Source organism: Stenotrophomonas sp. PvP093 (genome assembly GCF_017876915.1).
GTDB classification, from domain to species: Bacteria; Pseudomonadota; Gammaproteobacteria; order Xanthomonadales; family Xanthomonadaceae; genus Stenotrophomonas; species Stenotrophomonas muris.
The window spans coordinates 698,893-718,397 of sequence record NZ_JAGIOX010000004.1 but is presented as its reverse complement, the minus strand read 5'-3'; the positions used below and the strand labels follow the sequence as shown (position 1 = coordinate 718,397).

General features: G+C 67.7%; 15 protein-coding genes. 5 read left to right on the top strand and 10 right to left on the bottom strand.

The features are described from left to right. Nucleotides 1-67: 67 nt before the first annotated feature. Nucleotides 68-2,227: a ferric-rhodotorulic acid/ferric-coprogen receptor FhuE gene (gene fhuE / locus J3A72_RS05995; protein WP_075076101.1), complete on the top strand. Its 2,160-nt coding sequence runs from the start codon at nucleotides 68-70 to the stop codon at nucleotides 2,225-2,227. Between the two features lie 132 nt (nucleotides 2,228-2,359). On the opposite strand, the gene J3A72_RS05990 is transcribed toward fhuE, so the two are convergent. The 3 genes from J3A72_RS05990 to J3A72_RS05980 form a co-directional block, all read right to left on the bottom strand. Continuing rightward, complete coding sequence (locus J3A72_RS05990; protein ID WP_032957323.1) at nucleotides 2,360-5,221, bottom strand: TonB-dependent receptor; 2,862 nt, start codon at nucleotides 5,219-5,221, stop codon at nucleotides 2,360-2,362. A gap of 271 nt (nucleotides 5,222-5,492) precedes the next feature. After that, nucleotides 5,493-5,867, bottom strand: a complete 375-nt coding sequence (locus J3A72_RS05985) for a biopolymer transporter ExbD (protein WP_080469274.1) — start codon at nucleotides 5,865-5,867, stop codon at nucleotides 5,493-5,495. 104 nt (nucleotides 5,868-5,971) lie between these two features. Then, nucleotides 5,972-6,379 carry a biopolymer transporter ExbD gene (locus tag J3A72_RS05980; protein WP_075076099.1) on the bottom strand — a complete coding sequence of 136 codons (408 nt, stop codon included), beginning with the start codon at nucleotides 6,377-6,379 and terminating at the stop codon, nucleotides 5,972-5,974. A 150-nt stretch (nucleotides 6,380-6,529) separates the two neighbouring features. Between J3A72_RS05980 and J3A72_RS05975 the strand changes: the two genes are divergently transcribed. Next, entirely contained in the window at nucleotides 6,530-8,515 is a 1,986-nt protein-coding gene (locus tag J3A72_RS05975) for a transglycosylase SLT domain-containing protein (protein ID WP_075076098.1), read from the top strand. Nucleotides 8,516-8,721: 206 nt separating this feature from the next. Next, nucleotides 8,722-9,942, top strand: coding sequence for a multifunctional CCA addition/repair protein (locus J3A72_RS05970; protein WP_075076097.1), 1,221 nt, complete (start codon nucleotides 8,722-8,724; stop codon nucleotides 9,940-9,942). 68 nt (nucleotides 9,943-10,010) lie between these two features. Here J3A72_RS05970 and J3A72_RS05965 read toward each other — a convergent pair whose 3' ends face one another. From J3A72_RS05965 to J3A72_RS05955, 3 genes are read right to left on the bottom strand one after another with little or no spacing between them, the layout of a single operon-like run. Further along, the gene (locus J3A72_RS05965; protein WP_005419309.1) at nucleotides 10,011-10,445 is read right to left on the bottom strand and encodes an SseB family protein; all 435 of its coding nucleotides are present in this window, start codon (nucleotides 10,443-10,445) and stop codon (nucleotides 10,011-10,013) included. Nucleotides 10,446-10,494: 49 nt separating this feature from the next. Beyond that, complete coding sequence (locus J3A72_RS05960) at nucleotides 10,495-10,830, bottom strand: hypothetical protein (RefSeq protein ID WP_014648413.1); 336 nt, start codon at nucleotides 10,828-10,830, stop codon at nucleotides 10,495-10,497. Next, nucleotides 10,827-11,870 (bottom strand): S41 family peptidase, encoded by a 1,044-nt coding sequence (locus J3A72_RS05955; RefSeq protein WP_014648414.1) that lies wholly within the window; start codon nucleotides 11,868-11,870, stop codon nucleotides 10,827-10,829. Before J3A72_RS05955 ends, J3A72_RS05960 begins: the two co-directional genes overlap by 4 nt. 408 nt (nucleotides 11,871-12,278) lie before the next feature. On the opposite strand from J3A72_RS05955, the gene J3A72_RS05950 reads away from it, so the two are divergent. Together J3A72_RS05950 and J3A72_RS05945 are read left to right on the top strand one after the other, a co-directional pair. Continuing rightward, nucleotides 12,279-12,713, top strand: coding sequence for a hypothetical protein (locus J3A72_RS05950; RefSeq protein WP_075076096.1), 435 nt, complete (start codon nucleotides 12,279-12,281; stop codon nucleotides 12,711-12,713). Between the two features lie 31 nt (nucleotides 12,714-12,744). Further along, complete coding sequence (locus tag J3A72_RS05945) at nucleotides 12,745-13,059, top strand: hypothetical protein (RefSeq protein ID WP_140222876.1); 315 nt, start codon at nucleotides 12,745-12,747, stop codon at nucleotides 13,057-13,059. Here J3A72_RS05945 and J3A72_RS05940 read toward each other — a convergent pair. The 4 genes from J3A72_RS05940 to J3A72_RS05925 all read right to left on the bottom strand — a co-directional run bounded on the left by J3A72_RS05940 (nucleotide 12,978) and on the right by J3A72_RS05925 (nucleotide 19,505). Continuing rightward, nucleotides 12,978-16,004 carry an autotransporter outer membrane beta-barrel domain-containing protein gene (locus tag J3A72_RS05940; RefSeq protein WP_209571978.1) on the bottom strand — a complete coding sequence of 1,009 codons (3,027 nt, stop codon included), beginning with the start codon at nucleotides 16,002-16,004 and terminating at the stop codon, nucleotides 12,978-12,980. The two genes, J3A72_RS05945 and J3A72_RS05940, sit on opposite strands and share 82 nt — an antisense overlap. Before the next feature lie 257 nt (nucleotides 16,005-16,261). Further along, the gene (locus tag J3A72_RS05935; RefSeq protein WP_075076093.1) at nucleotides 16,262-17,329 is read right to left on the bottom strand and encodes a heparan-alpha-glucosaminide N-acetyltransferase domain-containing protein; all 1,068 of its coding nucleotides are present in this window, start codon (nucleotides 17,327-17,329) and stop codon (nucleotides 16,262-16,264) included. Beyond that, nucleotides 17,329-18,477 (bottom strand): N-acetylglucosamine-6-phosphate deacetylase, encoded by a 1,149-nt coding sequence (nagA, locus tag J3A72_RS05930; protein ID WP_075076092.1) that lies wholly within the window; start codon nucleotides 18,475-18,477, stop codon nucleotides 17,329-17,331. The genes J3A72_RS05935 and nagA overlap by 1 nt, the downstream gene beginning before the upstream one ends. Then, nucleotides 18,477-19,505, bottom strand: a complete 1,029-nt coding sequence (locus J3A72_RS05925) for an SIS domain-containing protein (protein ID WP_014648419.1) — start codon at nucleotides 19,503-19,505, stop codon at nucleotides 18,477-18,479. Before J3A72_RS05925 ends, nagA begins: the two co-directional genes overlap by 1 nt.

Sequence of the window (19,505 nt, the reverse complement as noted above, 5' to 3'; positions counted from 1 at the left end):
CGTTTCCCACCCGTAGCGCCTCGCCTTCTGGATGCCGGCCGAGCGCGCGTGCTCGTCCAGGACCCCCATGACCTGTTCCGCCTTCCGTATCCCGCAGCCGCAGCGGCTGTCCGTTGCCGTACTCGTTGCACTCTGCGCCCTGGCCCCGGCCGCCTTCGCCGACACCGCCGCCGACCCGACCACGCTGGACAAGGTCGTGGTCAAGGGCGAACGCGCCGAAGGCTATTCGGTGCGCCGCACCTCGGCCGGTACCCGCTTCGACCTGGCACCGCGCGAGATCCCGCAGTCGGTCAGCATCATCAGCCACCAGCGCATCGAAGATCAGAAGCTCGACGACATCATCGACGTGCTGGCCAACACCACCGGCGTGACCAGCACCCAGTCCGACAGCGAGCGCACCGAGTTCTACGCGCGTGGGTTCTACATCGACGCCTACCAGTTCGACGGCCTGCCGACGCAGATGGTGCAGAACTGGAGCTACGGTGATTCCGGCCTGGATCTGGCGCTGTACGACCGCGTGGAAGTGGTGCGCGGCGCCACCGGCCTGCTCAGCGGCGCCGGCAATCCGTCGGCGTCGGTGAACCTGGTGCGCAAGCATGCCGACAGCGCCGAGCTGACCGGCAGCGTCTCGGTGAACGTCGGCAGCTGGGGCCGCACCCGCACCACGGTGGATGTGGGCAGCGCGCTCAACGCCAGCGGCAGCGTGCGCGGGCGCGTGATCGGCAGCTACCTGGACTCCGACGGCCAGATGGACCGCTACAACCAGCGCAAGACGCTGGGCTACGCCGTCATCGATGCCGACCTGACCCCGGACACCCAGCTGAGCGTGGGCTACGACTACCAGCAGAAGCGCGCCAATGGTGCGACCTGGGGCGGCTTCCCGATGCTGTATTCGGATGGCTCGCGCACCGGCTACGACGGATCGTTCAACGCCAGCCCGGAGTGGACCTATTGGGACACCACCAGCAAGCGGGCCTTCGCCACCCTGCAACACGCCTTCAGCAACGGCTGGAAGTTCAAGGTGGGTGCCACGCACGATGAGACCAGGGCCGACGACAAGCTGTTCTACCCCGCCTACAACGACTGGACCACGGGCGCCTCGAACTTCGACCGGAACACTGGCGCGGGCATCTCGCCGTCCGCAGGCCTGTACAACACCGAGCGCAAGGTCACTGGCGTCGACGGCTACGTGGATGGCCCGTTCCAGCTGTTTGGCCGCGAGCACCAGCTGATGGCCGGCCTCAGCTACAACAGGCGCGAGTACGCCAACTACGGCGACTACCAGGTCGGTGGCCCGGGCCAGACCTGGGATCCGTTCGCCAGCTATCTGAACTGGACGGGCAAGATCGGTGAGCCGAACTGGAACCCGCTGGCCCTGGCCAGCGAGGGCACCATCACGCAGAAGGCCGGTTACGCGGCCGCTCGCCTGTCGCTGGCCGATCCGCTGAAGCTGATCATCGGCGCACGCTACACCGACTGGAAGAGCGAGGGTGAAGGCGCCGACCGCGCGCACAAGGTGACCACGCCGTACGCTGGCCTGGTCTTCGACATCAACGGGACGTACTCGACCTACGCCAGCTACACCGAGATTTTCCAGCCGCAGACGCTGAAGGACCGCAATGGCGGCTACCTCGATCCGGTCGATGGAAAGAGCTACGAAGTGGGCGTCAAGGGCGCGTGGTTCGACAACCGCCTGAACGCCTCGCTTGCCGTGTTCCGCATCGAACAGGACAACGTCGGCCAGGCCACCGGTGAACCCGTGCAGGGCAGCCAGAACGAGTTCGCCTATCGCGCTGCACGCGGCACCGTCAGCCGCGGCTTCGAGTTCGAGCTGAACGGCGAACTCGCCCCGGGCTGGAATGCGACCTTCGGTGCGTCGCGCTATGTGGCCAAGGACATCAACGGCGCCGACATCAACACCAACCTGCCGCAGACCGCATTGAAGCTGTTCACCAGCTACACCCCGCAGTCGCTGCAGGCACTGACCGTCGGCGGCGGCGCCAACTGGCAGAACCGCATCTACTACCCGGTGCCGGCCTACGGCCGCATCGAACAGAGCGGCTACGCGCTGGTCAGCGCCTTCGTGCGCTACCGCATCTCGCCGGAGTTCAGCGTGCAGGCCAACCTCAACAACCTGCTGGACAAGAAGTACTACTCGCAGATCACCGGCTACGGTGCGTACGGCGATGGCCGCAATGGCTCGCTGACGTTCACCTGGGCGTTCTGATCAGACGCGGGGTTCGCACGCCCCGCACCTGTAGAGCCGAGCCCATGCTCGGCTCAGAGAATCAGCCGAGCGCGGGCTCGGCTCTACACCCGCAAGGCAGCGCCGGAACTGACCGGCGCTGCCACCGTCACATCAGAAGCGCAGGTCCGCGCGCAGGTACCAGTAACGGCCACGCGGGATGTCGTAGGTCGAAGCGTCGTAGCCGTTCAACGAGCACGACAGGCAGATCGGCGGATCCTTGTCGAACACGTTGTTCAGGCCCGCGGTCAGCTGCAGCCCCTTCATCCAGTCGATCTTGTAGCCCACCTGCATGTCGTGGAAGGTGGTGGCCGACAGCGTGTTGGTGCCCGCAGCCTGGTTGCTGCACACCGGGAAGGCCGCCGCATCGCCGCAGTTCTCGGTCAGCTCGGAGATGTGGCGCACCGTCCAGTTGGCACTCCAGCGATCCATCGTCCAGCCGAGGCTGGCATTGCTGGTCCACTCCGGGATGGAGCTGTCGGCCACTTCCACGCCCGGCTTCTGCGGCTGCTTCTGCCCGGCCGCGCCAGTGGCCTCGTAACGGCCGACGAAGGTGTTCTTCCACCCCAGCTTGAACTGGCCGATGGAGGTCTGCGGCAGCGTCCAGAACAGGTCCACGTCCCAACCGTCGGTCTTGATCGAACCCAGGTTGGTCAGGCGGTTGTTGAAGCTGCTGACCGCACCGGTGCTGGCACGGGTGATGCCGTTGCAGTAGATCGGGTCCAGTGTATCCACGCACAGGTCCAGCTGGGTCTGCGCGTTGATGGCCTGGATCGCACCATCGATGGCATGGCGGTAGAAAGTGACTTCCACATCGAAGCGCTCCGACCACGAGGCGTTGTTGCCGAACCACGGGCTCCACACGAAGCCCGCGCTGAAGCTGCGCGAGCGTTCCGGGTCCAGCTCGCGGTTGCCGCCGGTGGTCACCGAGATCTGCGAGTTGGCCTGCTGGAAGCCGGCCGGGACGCCCAGTGCAGCACAGTTGGCCGCGCTGCCACGCGGCGGCGTGCCGCCCAGGCCCACCGAGCACGGATCGAACAGCTGCAGGTCGGCACGTGCGGCAGAGCCGTACAGCTCACCGATGGACGGTGCGCGGAAACCCTCGGCGTACGTGGTGCGCAGCACGAAGTCATCGGTCACCTGCCAGCGCAGGCCGTACTTGGGCGTGAACTCGCCGCCGAAGGTGGAGTAGTCCGAATAGCGGCCGGCCAGGCTCAGGTCCAGCTTCTTGCCGAACGAGGAGTCGGCGAAGATCGGCACGCTCAACTCCAGGTAGGCCTCGTTGACGTCGTAGGAACCGGAGGTCGGTTGCGACGGCACGCCGTTGTAGTGGCCGATCACCGTCAGCGGATCGGGCTGGTAGGCGCCCTTGTACTTGCGGTACTCGAAGCCGGTGGCGAAGGACACCGGACCGGCCGGCAGCGAGAACAGCTCGCTGGACAGGTTGGCGGTGAACAGGCTCAGTTCGTTCTGGCTGCGGTCGCGCACCACCGGCTGGATCCACTTCAGCATGTCCGGGGTGATCGAACCGGCGCCACCGAAGATGTTCAACGGCACGCAGCCAGGCGTGGCCGCGCACACCGCGGGATCGCCCAGCGCCATGTTCACCTTGTAGATGTCATAGCTGCCGTAGTTGGTCTGCTCGGCCTTGTTCTTGCTGTACATGCCGTTGACGTCCCAGTACCAGCTGCGGTCGGCGGCATGGAAGTCACCGACCAGGCCGGTGGCGAAGTAGGTGGTGTCCACCTTCTGCTTGAACACGCGCGCACCGCCCTCCACCGGGCGACGACCGATCAGGCTCATGTTGTCGCCGGAGACGAGATCGAAGCCGAACGGGTTGTACGGGTTCAGGCGCGAGACCACGATGTTGTCGGCCAACGGATTGCCGGTGGCGCCATCGGGGCCGAAGAACAGCGGCTCGGGGCCGGCCTGGTTGGTCGACTCGCGGCGGTTGCCCAGCGCCTTGATGTACCACTGCACGTTGTCGGTGATGTCAAAGCGGAACTGGCCGAACAGGCCTTTGCGCTCCGACGGCGTCAGCACCATGTTGTATTCGGCGAAGTTGAAGCGGTCGGCGGTGGTGAAGCAGTGATAGTCATCCGTGCGGCTGCAGCCGGCACTGCCGTCGTACCGCGGATTGCTCACGCCGGTATTGGGCACGATGTTCTGCACCGCACCGGTGTTCGGGTCGGTGAACATGAAACGGCCCTGCGGAATACCACCGCTGCCGAACGCCAGGCCGGTACCGGGAATGGGGAAGCGCGACTGCTCGCGATCCTTGGCGAATACCGGGTCCTGCTTGGTCCAGCTGGCGCCCAGGAACAGGCTGAAGCGATCGCCACTCTTGCCCCAGGCCAGGTCCACGCCCTTCTGCGTGCCGTCGCCCTTGCTGTACTCGCCGTAGTTCAGCGTCACCTGCCCACCATCGAAATCGCGGCGGGTGATGATGTTGACCACGCCGGCGATGGCATCGGAGCCGTACAGCGACGAAGCACCGTCCTCCAGCACCTCGATGCGCTCGACGATCGCCAGCGGAATGGTGTTGAGGTCGGTGGCCGAGCCCACACCGGACGCCGACGATTCATTGACCCAGCGGATGCCGTCGACCAGCACCAGCACGCGCTTGGCACCCAGGTGGCGCAGATCGACCTGCGCCGAGCCGGCACCCACGCCACTGCCATCGGGCGGGAAACCGAAGTTGCCGGACGAGTTGAACTTGGCGTTGAGCGCAGAGCCGGAACCGGTGAGCTGCTGCAGCACTTCGCCGATCGAGGTCAGGCCGGTGCGTTCGATGTCGCCACGGGTCAGGGTCTGGATCGGGACCTGGCCCTCTACTTCAGCGCGCTTGATGCGGGTACCGGTGACTTCCACCGCGTCGAGGTTGGTGGTGGATTGTGCAGCGGCACCCAGGGGTGCCAAGGCCATCACGCACAGCGTGACGGCAACCGCCAACGGGCGGTGGTGCAGGTGCTTCATTCGCTCTCTCTCCAAAGGAATGTCGGGACATGGACTGCCGCGCTCCCCCCTGCATGGCGGCAGCGTCTCCTTTGTAAACAAGCGGTAAAAATCACGGCGTGATGATCGACACTCTTTCACGCGGAATTGACGCAATTGACAGCCATTTACGTCAGATGAGGACCGTTTAGAACCGGACGGTACTGTTCACCGCCCTCCACTTTGATGCCGGCTGCGTCAGCGCGCGCCGAGATCCGCCACAGCTCATCAAGGGGACTTGTCGGTGCGGGCGCTAGTGACCGGGCGCGTCGACGCGCAGCCCATGCTGGCTCACGGCCAGCAGCACGCGTGCCATGTCTTCGTAGTCGGTGTCGTCGGCGATCGCCAGGTGCACCCAGGGGCGATGCTGCTGCGGCATCTGCTGCGCCTGCACCAGGTGCCGCTGCAACGCGACAGCGTCGAGCGGCTGGCCATTCCAGAACATCGCCCCCGCCGCGTCGATGCGCAGGTGGATCGGCTGGGGTGAGGACGCCGGCCAGGGTGGGCACGAGGTGCGCTGCTGGAGCGCCAGGAGGCCGGTCGCCTGCGCCATCGGCAGCGCGGTGATCACCAGCGCCAGCAACACCAGCAACACATCCACCAGCGGTGCCAGATTGGGGGCGGCCATCAGTGAGGCCGCGTGCTGTGTCCCGTATCGCATGCCACGTTCCCTCGCTGGAAGAGCGGCCTGCCGATGGCAGGCCGCCCGTTGCCGGACTCACCGCACAAAACTCACCGCACGAAGGCAATGCGCTCCATGCCAGTGGCTTCGGCCGCAGCCAATATCCGCGCCATGCCTTCGTACTCGGCCGCCGGATCGGTGGCGATGCGCAGCTCCGGCAGGTTGCCGGCATGCTCGCCGGCCTGCGCCTGCAGGCGCCCCTGCAGATCGCCGATGGCCATCGGCTGGCCATCCCAGCTCAGCTGGTTCGACGCATCCAGTCGCAGCTTGATCGGCGGCGGCGGTTCGGGGCGATCGATCGTGCGATCGGTGGCCTGTGGCAACTGCACGGGAATCGGCCGGGCCACGATCGGCGCGGTCACGATGAAGATGATCAACAGCACCAGCATCACATCCACCAGTGGCGTGACATTGATGTCCGCCAGCGGGCCGCTTCTTCCTGCGCTACTGAACGCCATGTGCCGCTCCCTGCAGCCGGGCCGTTCGCCCAAGGCCGACGTTACGACGCCTGCGCCCGCCTGCGGCAGGGCCTGTGCGGAGTCATTCAGCTATCGTTGCCCACGCATTGCGTGCACGCAATGCGAAACTGAATTCAGCCACTGCCCGCTATGCTGCATGCCATGACCCGACGCTCTTCGACCGCCCTGTCCCTGCTGCCCTTGGCGACCACGCTGCTGATCGGCTGCGCCAATGCCCAGTCCCTCGATGCCCAGAACGCACAGTTGAAAGCCGCGATCGCGGCCGCCGAACGCGGCCAGTTCGATCCTGGCCAGGCCGCTGCGCTCAGCCGCCATCCGGCGTATGGCTGGCTGGAGTACGCCAACCTGCGCCGCAACATCGACACCGTCGATACCGCGCAGGCACAGGCCTTCCTCAAGCGCTATGAGGGCCAGGCCGTGGCCAGCACGTTCCGCAGCGTGTGGCTGCCCTCGCTCGCCCGCCGCCAGGACTGGCCGACCCTGCTGGCCAACTGGGCGCCCACCGACAATGCCGGCCTGCGCTGTGCACAGCTGACCGCGCGCCAGGTGACCGGCAAGGTCGATCCGCAGTGGATCAGCGAAGCGCAGGAGCTGTGGCGCAAGAACGGCAAGCCGCTGCCGGACAGCTGCGATACGGTGTTCACCGTGCTGCAGGCACAAGGCGGCCTGAGCGACGCCCTGCGCTGGGAACGGATCGATGCCGCCGCCGACGCGCAGCAGCCCGCCGTGATGCGCAGCGCGGCCCGCGGCCTGCCTGCCACTGATCTGGCACTGGCCAACACTTACGCCGCCTTCGTCGACAAGCCCAACGCCAGCGCCCTGAACTGGCCCCGCAACGAGCGCAGCCGGCGCATCGCCACCGATGGCCTGGCCAAGCTGGCCAAGGCCGACCCGGCCGCCACCGAACAGCAGCTGCCGCAGTACGCGCAGGCACTGGGGCTGAGTGCCGACCAGCAGGGCCAGGTGCTGTACCAGATCGCGCTGTGGACGGTGGCGTCCTACCTGCCCGATTCGGCACGCCGCCTCAACGCGGTGCCGGAGTCGGCCTATGACGAACGCCTGCACGAGTGGCGCGTGCGCGAAGCGATGTCGCGCGGCGACTGGCCCGCGGCGCTGACCGCCATCCGCAAGATGGGCAGCAAGCAGCGCAGCGACCCGCGCTGGCGCTACTTCGAAGGCCGCATGCTGGAGAAGACCGGCCAGGCCCAGCAGGCGCAGCCGCTGTTCCGCGAGGCCGCGCGTGCATCGACCTTCCACGGCTTCCTCGCCGCCGACAAGCTGCAGCAGGGCTACACGCTGTGCCCGTGGCAGCCCAACGACAGCGCGCAGGCGCAGGCGGTGATCGCGCGCGACCCGGCCATCCAGCGCGCAATGGCGTTGTACCAGATCGATCGCGCTGGCTGGGCCGTGGCCGAATGGAACAGCGCGTTGTCGCGCTTCGATGACACCCAGCGTCGCCTCGCCGTGCGCGTGGCGCAGGACAACGGCTGGTTCGACCGCGCCGTGTTCGCGCTCGGCAAGCAGCCGCAGGAGCAGCGCCTGTACGACCTGCGCTTCCCGCTGCACCACGACGCCACCATCCGCCGCGAATCGGCACGCAACGCAATCGACCCGGCCTGGGTGGCGGCGGAGATCCGCGCCGAGAGCACCTTCACCCCGCGTGCGCGCTCGCCTGCCAACGCCATGGGCCTGATGCAGGTGCTGCCAGCCACCGGTGCCGGCGTGGCCAAGTCGATCGGCCTGACCGGCTACGGCGGCGCCGACAGCCTGTACGACCCGGACACCAACATCGCCATCGGCACCGCCTACCTGCGCCAGCTGATGAACAAGTACGACGGCCTGCCCTACGTGACCATCGCCGCGTACAACGCCGGCCCGACCCCGACCGCACGCTGGCAGAGCCAGCGCCCGGGCTTTGATCCGGACCTGTGGATCGAGACCATCAGCTACAAGGAAACCCGCGAGTACGTGGCCCGCGTGCTGGCCTTCAGCGTGATCTACGACTGGCGCCTCAATGGTGATGCGCTGCCGCTGAGCGATCGCCTGATGGGCCGCCTGGTGGACAAGCGCAAGCGCTTCAGCTGCGCCGCCAACGCCGACCAGGGCGGCGATTGATCGCAACACAGTACTGCCGGCCGCTGGCCGGCATTCCCCGGCATCCACTCCCTGGGGAGGGAAACGATGAGCCTGCTGGCCTGGATCGGGCTGGACGCTGTATCGGTAGTGCCGGCCGCTGGCCGGCAGCTTCGGGGTGACTGCGGTTGCCGGCCAGCGGCCGGCACTACCGGTGCGTCTGCGCCGGGCATGCGATGATTCCAGCCATGAAGATCTATCTTGTCGGCGGCGCCGTGCGTGACCGCCTGCTGCAGCGACCTGCCGGCGACCATGACTGGGTGGTGGTCGGCGCCACGCCCGCGCAGATGGAAGCGCAGGGCTTCACCGCCGTCGGCCGCGATTTCCCGGTGTTCCTGCACCCGAAGACCGCTGAGGAATACGCGCTGGCGCGCACCGAGCGCAAATCCGGCCGTGGCTACCGCGGCTTCGTGGTCGATGCCGACCCGGCAGTGACGCTGGAAGAAGACCTGCAGCGCCGCGACTTCACCATCAACGCGATTGCCTGCGACGAAGACACCGGCACGCTGGTCGATCCCTACGGCGGTGTGCGCGATATCGAGCAACGCGTGCTGCGCCATGTCGGCCCCGCGTTCGTGGAAGATCCATTGCGCGTGCTGCGCGCGGCCCGGTTCATGGCGCGCTTCGCACCACTGGGCTTCACCGTCGCCGAAGAGACCATGGCGCTGATGCGCGAGGTCGCCGCCAGTGGCGAACTGGACGCGCTGGTGCCGGAACGCGTCTGGCAGGAACTGCGCAAGGCGCTGGTCAGTGAGCGGCCTTCTGCCTTCCTGCGTACGCTGCACGATGCGCACGCCCTGGGCCCGATCCTGCCCGAGCTGGAAGCGCTGTATGGCGTGCCGCAGCGTGCCGAATTCCACCCGGAAGTCGACACCGGCATCCACCAGGAAATGGTCAGCGACATGGCCGCGAAACTGGCACCGGGTGATGACCTGGTCGGCTTCGCTGCCCTCACCCACGATCTCGGCAAGGGCCTGACCCCGCCGGAGGAATGGCCGCGCCACATCATGCACGAACAGCGTGGCATCAAGCCGCTGAAGGCATTGTGCGCGCGGTTGAAGATTCCCACCGAGCACCAGCAGCTGGCTGAAGCGGTGTGCCGCGAGCACTTGAACGTGCACCGCATCGATGAACTGCGCGATGCCACCGTGCTGGAACTGCTGGGCCGCTGTGATGCGCTGCGCCGGCCGGAACGCGTGACCCGCATCGCACTGTGCTGCGAGGCCGACAAGCGCGGCCGGCTCGGCTTCGAGGACGCCGACTACCCACAGGGCGAAACGCTCAAGCGCCTGCACCAGGCGGCGCTGTCAGTGCAGGCGCGGGATCTGGATACCACGCATCTGAAGGGCCCGGCCATCGGCGAAGCGCTGGCCAAGGCGCGGGTGAAAGCCATCGCCGCCGCCCGCTGATCCGCAACGTCCGCGCGCACTGCTATGGGCAGTGCCGGCCGCTGGCCGGCACCCCTATATCACTGGCTTCAGTGCGCCATCCCACGGGTAATCGCCGCCGCACGCTGCTTCAGCTGGGCCACGGCATCGGGAATCATCTCCATGCCCACGTCCAGGCCCGGGTTCAGCACCAGGCCGACGCCGTCGCCGATACCGGCCAGCAGCGCGTGCACCGCGATCGGCATGGCATGGGCAAACTGCGGCAGCTGCTCGTGCCACAGGCCAGCGCGCTCGGGCGCGGTGAACACCGCGAACATCGGCTCGCCGCTCTCGCTGGTCAGCACCAGCGGCGAGATGCTCTCGTCCCAGGCGCCATCCTCACCAATGGCCTTGTCCAGCAGCACGAACGCCGTCGAGGTCAGCAGGCCGTCGAGGAACTGCGCTGCGGTCAGCGTGCCGTCCTGGGCCTGCAGCAGGCGCACCTCGAGGTCGTTGAGGGGTTCGAACGGGGTGTCGTGGTCCATGGTCGGTTCCGGTACGTGGTTGCAGGGCAGACTTTAACAGGCCCGGTCCTCAACCGATGTATCCGTGCCGCCACATCCAACCGGCCACCGCCAGCGCGGCGACCCCCACCAGCATCAACGGCAGGCCGAAGCGGTGCCGCCACGGGATCGGCACCCCGCCCAGCTGCTGGTCCATGGTCTCGGTATCGAGCACCCAGCCGTGCTCGCACCGGGTGCAGGCCAGCTCGTAGCGGCGCTGGTAGGTGAAGCCGAACAGCAGGTCGATGCGCGCCATCTTGTAGCGCAGCTGCGGCGCGAACTCGGTTTCCGTCTGGCAGCGCAGGCAGTGGTGCGCTTCGGTGGGGCCGACGATCAGCACCCGTTCCTGTTGGCCGATCAGGATCATGTCCGGTTGCCCTGGCAGGCGGGCTGGGCCAGCAGCCAGGCCTGGGCGGCGGCCACAGTGGCGGCATCACCCTCGACGCGCTGGTCGGGTTCGATCTTCAAGCCATCGCCACGATCATTGCGGTCCCGCATCACGCTGGTGGTCAGCAGCAGGCGACTTCCATCGGCAAGGGTGTGCACGACATTGCCGGTGGAGACACCCGCGGTCGGCTGGCCGAAACTCCGCGCCTGCGGGCGGCCACGCCACGCCAGCACCGAGGCCTCGCCCGAACTGCCGGTGCGGGGCCCGAACAGCACCGCCACCGGTGCGCCAGGCTGCCGCACTACATGGCCGGACTGGCCGAAGTCCAGCAGCGGCCTGCCCGCCAGCTGCACCGCAGTCGCCGTCAACGTCCAGCGCTGCGGCCCTTGCGCGGTTTCGAACGCGCCGACGTCCTCGTTGTTCACCACCGAGGTGCGCAACAGCGGGGCCATGCCCAGCAGCATCGGCCACATGGAGCCGCCACCGTTGTCCCGCAGGTCGACGATCCAGCCACAGCGCGCGCCGTCGTCCTTGCTGCGGATGACCTGCTGCCATCGCGCGGCACGCTGGATGTCCTGGCGGAATTTTTCCTGCGGCGTCGCGCCCGGCGAGGAGGCATAGCCCTCGATGACCACCCAGCCGATGCGCGCATCCACCGCATCAGCGGCCTTGGCCCGGTCCACGGCGGCGGCACCGGCCTGCTGCGCACGCGCGAGGGATTCGCGCTGACGCTGGGTCGTGGTCCACGCACCATGGTGGCCGGTGCTGAGCGCAATGGCTTCGCGCAGAACGGCCAGCCGTTGCGCGGGATCCCCCTGCGCCGATTGCAGGCGGATGCGGATGGCGGGCCAGTCCACCCGGTCGCGATACAGCGCCTGGCGTTCAAGCAGGTTGAGGATCTCAGCCTGGGCCTCCGGCGAGGGCATCTCGACCGCGCCTGGCGTATCGGCCATGGCGCCGGTCGCCAGCAACACGAGCATCAGCGCGCCGATGCGACGCACTCCCTTGCGAACCTGCATGCGACGCTTCCTTGTCGTTGAATCAGGACCGCAGCATAACCGGGGCATGATCGCTTGCGCCACGCGCGAACTGTCGTATCCGGCCCAGTCGCGGGTTGCAGCAAGGCGGCTTGCGTGCGGTCACCACATTGCAACTTTGCCCATGCCATCGCGGCGCACAACGCGCCAAGGTGGCCCCGTCGGCGCTTCCTGCGCTGACCGGGATTGGCGTCCTGAATCAAACATCGAAGCGATCGATTTGCCGCATCAACGGCAATCGCGACAATGCACCGGCTTGCCCATGGTGGGCGGTGCGTGGGGATCCTCGTGATCCGTCGGCTTTTTCGCTTTGATTTTGACCGGCACGCCAACCCGCACCGCCCGCCACCTTGCGCTTCGCAGGTGGCCTTGCCTCGTGAGGTTGCCGCCATGAACACGCCCCACCCCGCCTATCCACGCCTGCAGGCACTGCTCGGCGCTGCACTGCCCGGCCTGCAGCTGTCCAACGCCGCAGCCGAAGCGTTGGAAGATGCGCTCACCGAAGTCGACGAACAGGCGCCGCCCTCCGCATTCTTCGCGCGGCTGCGCGGCATCGCTCACAGCCACGCGGCCGACGGCCAGGCATGGCGCGAACGGCAACTCAGCGAGGCGCGCGGCCGGCACCTGGCCGAGGCGACGCGCTGCCTGGCGGCAGTGTCTGCGTGTGGGGGCATCTTGTTGGCGGCGCAGTCGGCACGCGAGATGGATGATGCGCAGGCGCAGTGTCCGCCGCAGGTGGAGGAAGGGCTGCTACATGCGGTGGTCGTGTTGGCCGATCATGCCGGGGCGTTGGTGGAACCGGATGCATGCGCACCGCTGTTGTAGAGCCGAGCCTATGCTCGGCTGCGCGGAGGTCATGGCGTCGGTGGGATTCGTGCCGACCAAGGTCGGCACCTACCAGAGCAGTGTCATGGCGCCGGTGGGATTCGTGCCGACCAAGGTCGGCACCTACCTGAGCAACGTCATGGCGCCGGTGGGATTCGTGCCGACCAAGGTCGGCACCTGCCAGAGCTACGTCATGGCGCCGGTGGGATCCGCGCCGACCAAGGTCGGCACCTACCAGAGCGGGTCGGACATCTGCACCGGGCGCTACCAGTCCGCGCGCAGGCCGATGTTGCCTTCGATGACGCGGCGCTTCTCGTTGCGGTCGCCGCCCAGTTCGCGCGTGTAGTCGGCCACGGCATAGGCGCTGATCGTTCGGTTGAAACGCCCGACCACACCCACGCCGGCTTCCAGCGCGCGTGAGCGCTGCGAATTGATGATCACGTCGTCGTCGAAACGGATGCGGTCTTCACCAGAACGGCCATGCCAGTAATTGAGCTTGAAATACGGCTGCCAGCCGTTGTCGGCCAACTGGTAATCGCCCGCCAGGCGCAGGCCGATGCGGCCGGTCCAGGCGTTGTCGTTGTCGAAGCGCACGCTCGATACTTCATCGCGACGGTCATCCAGCGAAGTGCGCTGCCAGATGACCTGCACCTGCGGTTCCAGCCACCATGCGGACTGCCCGAAGTGCAGCAGCGGCTTGCCCGCCTCCACCGACACGCTGGTACCGTCGCCGCTCAGGCCGAAGCCGAGCCCACGCGAGGAACGCACGCGGCCGTCGTAGCGGCTCTGCATCGCCACGGCGTCGATGTAGCCGCCACTGCTGTCGGTGAAGGTCCAGTACAGGCCCACGTGCTTGTCATCCAGGCGGTTCTGGCCTACCTGCACGTTCACCCAGCCCAGTGCCAGACCCGTGGTCTTGCCCTGCGCGCGGGTGCGGCCAACGAATACACCGATCTGGTTGCGGTGGTTCTCAGACGCCGCAGCCCACACGTCGAGGCCGGCCTGCAGGCCCATCACATCGCCATCGAAGCCCGGCTGCGCATCACCCTTCCAGTGGATCTCGCTGCTCTGCCCCACCAACCGGCCCCAGGCGGTGCGGACTGTGCCCTGGTTGTACAGCAGGCGCTGTTCGCCCTGCCGCTCGTGGAAGGTACCGAGGCTGGCCAGCGAGGTCTCGCGCAGCAGCGGTGGCACCACGGCGTAGGCGGCGGTCTCCACGCGGTACAGCGGCACCACCGCGCCTTCGGCCGGGCGTGCACCCGGCGTTGGTGGGGTGCCGGTACCGGGCAACGCACCGCCGGCCACCGGCACGTCCGGCACCGCCGGGTCGCTGGGCGGCGCCACCGGCGCCGGTTCCGGTGGCGGCGGTGGCGGCGCGGCCTCGCCGGCGGTCAGGTTCGGATCGGTAGCGCCTTCAGGCGGCGGCGGCGGTGCCGGGGTGATCGCCGGCGGCGGTGCGACCGGCGGCGTCAGGGGCGGTGGCGTGGCAGTGCCGCCGCCGTTGGGTGCCGGCGTTGGTCCGGTCACCAGCGTCGATCGCAGGTACCAGTTCTCGCTGGTGCCGGCGCTGACACCACCCTTGAACAGGAAGTACTCGTAGGCACCGGCTGCAACCGGTGCGAACAGCGAGAACGCGCCCGGCGCAGTGCGGCCACCATTCAAGGCCTGCACCACCAGGATGCCATCGGCCAGCGTGGCGGCGCCGCTGCCGCCGGCATTGAGCACGCCGATGCCGGTGGTACCGGTGGCGGTTCCGCCATCGATCACCAGGCGGTCGCTGCTGGAATTGTCCGCGCCCAGCACGGTACGCAGGTACAGGCCACCGCCGTCACCACGATAGTTGCCACGCACGGTGAACACGTCGCCTGCGCCGGTACCGGTCAGGTCGATGCGCCCGGCATTGACCATCTCCACCAGTGCACCACTGTTGAACGGACGGACTGCATGGCCGCCACTGCCTGCGTAGACGGTGCTGGTGTCATCCACCGTCAGCGTTCCGGTGCCGGTACTGCTGTCGCCCAGCACCAGGTCGCCATCAAAGGTCAGCTCGGTGCTGTTGGCCAGCCGCAGCGTCTCCCAGTTCTGGAAGCGACCCACGCCGGCAGTCTTGACGTTGTGGAAGTTGAGCTGGTCGATGCCACCGCCACCGTCGAACAGCGGCACCGCCCCCAGGTTGCCCTGGTTGAGGTTGCCGAGGTTGGCGACGTCGCTGTCCGGCCCCATGTCGATCGCGCCGTAGACGATGCCGCCGCCATTCCAGTTGAAGGTGTCGTTGCCGGTACTGAGCAGTACCTGCCCGCGCACGGTGCCGTCGGTGATGGTCACGCTGTCGTTGCCGCCGCTGACGCTGATGTTGCCGCCGATGTAGGCGGTACCCGAGATGATGATGGTGTCGGTATCGAAGCCGGTCACCACGTTGCCGTCCACGGTGCCGCCGGACTGGTCCCACAGGTTCTTGTCCAGCTTCATGTTGACCCGGCCGATGCGGCCAGCGGTCATCCACACCTGGTCACCATCCTCGAACGCACCGATGATGCGGCCACCGCTCATGCGGAAGGTATCGATGTTGTCGCCCTGCTGCAGCGCGCCGACCGTGCCGCCACTCATGACGAAATCATCGCGGCCACTGCCCTGCGCCACCACGCCGGTGACGGTGCCGCCGGTGACGGTCATCTGGTCATCGCCACTGCCCTGGTCGACGCTGTCGATCGTACCGTTGCCCAGCAGCAGCGCATCATTGCCATCGCCCTGCAGCACACTGCCGCTGATGCTGCCAGCCTGCATGTCCAGACGATCATTGCCGGCACCGAACTGCACGCCGGTGCGCCCGCTGATCGTTCCGCGGTTGACCAGCACGCTGTCGCCCGCGCCGACGAACTGCAGGGCGGTGTTGTTGCCGGTGCTGATGCTGCCCGAGTTCTCGACGCGGCTGCCGCCACCGAGCTGGACCGCCACGCCGCCCACCGAACTGATCGTGCCCAGGTTGGACAACAGGTGCCCACCGGCCCCGACAAGCGAAATCGCGCTGCTGCCACCGCTTTGCTGCAGCTGCGCCGTGCTGGCGACAGTGACGGTGATGCCGGCGGCGCCATTGGCGGTGACGGGAACGGTCTGCAGGTTCGGCGCATTGGCATCGCAGGTGACCGTCTGGCCGGCGACGGGGGCGACGCTGTCACAGCCGGCCCAGGCGGCGCTGGCGGTCAACAGCATGACGGAGGGAACAGCCAAAGCCTGCAGTACGGAAACAGTGAGGCGGCGCATACGCACTGCGCGCGGGACGGCACGGGACATACAGCACTCCTGGACAGGGGATCAGGAACTGCGGATATGCGGTACTGCGAGCGAAGTCTGCGCCATGGTGAACGGTTTCGGCAGGTGAATTTGCGTGCCGATCATCACAGTTCAGATGCGAACCTGATCGGGCATCACCCCACCTCTACGTGCCTGAAATCGTTCATCTTTGCGGGGTCATGCCCATGCCTGGATGAGGTGGCCTCCCGGGTTGGGTCAGAGCCCTTTCCTGCGGAAAGGGATCCGACCCGGAGCCGTCAGATCTTCAGATAGATCTTCCGCCGGTCCAGCCACCACGCCACGCCCCACCACAGCGCGACGAACGCCAGCGCCTGCAGCATCGACGCCAGCTCGAGCGCGTGCGGCATCGCGGCGGCCAGTTGCTGCCAGATCCAGCCCCACGCGCCGGTCGCCATCAGCGCCACCGACATCACCGATGCGCCAAGATAGGCGGTAATTGCGTTGACCCCGAAACGGCGGCCCAGTGCGGGCCATCCCTTCTGGTCGATCAGCACGTGGCCCAGCCACAGCGCCAGCGCGGCCAGGCCGCCGGTCCACAGCACATAGCTGGGCGTCCACAGCTGCTTGTTCAACGGCAGCACCGTGGCCAGCAGCAGCCCCAGCACGGCGGTTGCCACACCCAGGCCAGCCAATGCCGCCGCACGACCGTTGCGCAGCAGGCCACCGGCAATCAGGCCGAGCACGGTACTGGCCAGCGCACCCAGCGTGCTCAGCAATCCTTCCGGGTCATGGCCCAGTCCGGTATCGGCGTGCCACTGGTAGATCCACGGTGCGAACAGCGTGGTGTCCAGGCGGCTGGCCGGGTTGGTCCATGGCGCCAGATCACCGATGCCCAGCAGCAGCACGGTGTAGCCCACCAGCAGCGTGACCAGCACGCCAGCCTGCACGCGCGGCCGCGCATACACCGCCAGAACACCCACCAACGCTGCGCATACCGCAATCCGCTGCAGCACGCCCCAGATGCGGAAGTGATGGGTATGCAGCGCCCACCAGATCAACAGGTGCAGCAACGCGCCGGCGAGCAGGATGCGCAGTGCACGCTCCAGCACCCCGCGCGCCAATGCTGGCCGTGCAGCGGCATCCAGCGCGCGCGGTGCCACGCTGAAGGCCATCGACACACCCACCAGGAACAGGAAGAACGGGAACACCAGGTCGGTGGGCGTGCAGCCATGCCATTCCGAGTGACGCAGCGGCGCGAACACCGCACTCCAGTCGCCCGGATTGTTGACCAGCAGCATCGCCGCCACGGTGATGCCGCGCAGGGCATCGATCGAGCCCAGACGGCGTGGCGGCATACTGTTCATCAGGCGGCCTCGTACTGTCCGGCAATCCAGGTACCACGGACCTGCAGGGCGTCGTCCAGCAGCACCAGGTCGGCCTGGTAGCCCTCGGCGATGTGGCCAAGGCGGTCGTCGGCGTTGAGGAACTGCGCCGGATAGGTCGACGCCATGCGCGCCGCTTCGGCCAGCGGTTGGCCGAGCAGCTGCACGGTATTGCGCACGGCGGTGGCCATGTCCAGCGCCGAGCCGGCCAACGAACCGGCGGCATTGCGCACCACGCCATCGATGGCGGTGATGGTTTCGCCATACAGCACGTAGCTGGGATCGTCGGCTCCAACCGGCGGCATCGCATCGGTCACCAGCAGCAGGCGACCGCGCGGCTTGGCCGCCAACGCCACGCGAAGGCTGGCCGGGTGCACATGCACGCCATCGACGATGATGCCGATCCAGCTGTCGCGGTCTTCCAGCGCAGCGCCCACCGCGCCGGGCTCGCGGCCCTGCAACGGCGACATCGCGTTGTACAGATGGGTGAAGCCGCGCACGCCGGCATCCAGGCCGGCGCGGATCTCTTCGTAGGTGCCTGCAGTGTGCCCAGCAGCGACGATCACGCCACGCTCGACCAGCGCACGGATGGTCTCCAGCGGCACGCGCTCCGGCGCCAGCGTCAGCAGGGTCACGCCGTTATCCAGCGATGCGGCCAGCGCAATCTCCGCTTCGTCCGGCACGCGGAACTTGCTGGCATCGTGCGTGCCCTTGCGCGCCGGCGCGATGTACGGCCCCTCCAGATGGATGCCGATCACGCCCGGCACGCCCTGCGTGATGGCCTCGCGCATTGCACCGATGGCTTCGCGCATCACCGCCACGTCATCGCTGATCAGCGTCGGCAGCATCGCGGTGGTACCGAAGCGGCGGTGCGCCTGCGCGATGGTGCGCAGTGCCGCCACGTCCGGCGTGTTGTTGAACAGCGCGCCGCCGCCGCCATTGACCTGCACATCGATGAAGCCGGGCAGCAGCCAGCCGCCCCCCAGGTCCACCTGCTCGGCCGCGTGGCCCAGCTGCGGCGCGGCATCGGGCAGCAGCGCGCTGATGCGACCGTCCTCGATCACCACCGCCAGGTCGTCGCGGAACTCATCGCCGGCCAGGATGCGGGCATTGCGCAGCACCGTCGCCATCACACCGTCTCCGTAACCTTGTTCAGATGCGGCGGCAGGTCCGGGTTGAAGCCACGGCGCAGCGCCAGCGCATTGATGGCGCGATAGAAGCTCTGCACGGTCAATAGCGGTGCGCACAGCGGATGCGGCGCGGCGGCCACCGGCAGGTTGCCGCCGGCACCGGCCATCCACACCTGCGCACCACGTGCGGTGAATTCATCGACCACCGCACGGGTACCGGCGCCGGTCTCGTCCGGCTGGGCGAAGGCCAGCACCGGGAAGCCACGGCCGACCAGCGCCATCGGGCCGTGCTTGACCTCGGCCGAGCTGTAGGCTTCGGCGTGCAGGCTGCAGGTTTCCTTGAACTTCAGCGCCGCTTCCTGCGCCGCACCCAGGCCCAGGCCGCGGCCGAGCACGAACAGGTTGGTGGCCTCGACCAGGCCCTCGGTCACCGCGCTCCAGTCGCACTGCCAGGCTTCACGCATCGCGTCCGGCAGCAGGTCCAGCGCCGCACGCAGGCTGCTGTCCTGCTTCCAGTACGCGGCCAGCTGCAGCAATGCGGCCAGCGAGGCCAGGTAGCTCTTGGTCGCTGCAACGCTCTTCTCGGGGCCGGCATGCAGCGGGATGACCGTGTCGGCCAACTGCGCCAGCGGTGAATCCTCGACGTTGACCAGCGCGATCACGCGCGCGCCGGCGGCCTTGGCCGCCTCGGCGTTGCGCAGCAGGTCCGGGCTCTTGCCCGACTGCGAGATGACGATGAACAGTGCGCCGCGCAGCTGCAATGGTGCGGCGTAGACCGAGCCCACTGATGGCGAGGCCGACGCGACCACCAGCCCCAGCTGGGTTTCCAGCAGGTACTTGCCATAGGTGGCGGCGTGGTCTGAGCTGCCGCGTGCACAGGTGACCACGAACGGCGGCGGCGCGGCACGCAGGCTGGCGGCCAGGGTTTCCAGGGTGGCGTGGTTTCGCGAGAACTGGCGGGCAACCACGTCGGCCGCTTCAGCGGCCTCGGCGAACATCAGGGTAGCGGTGGGGTCTGACAGCGACAT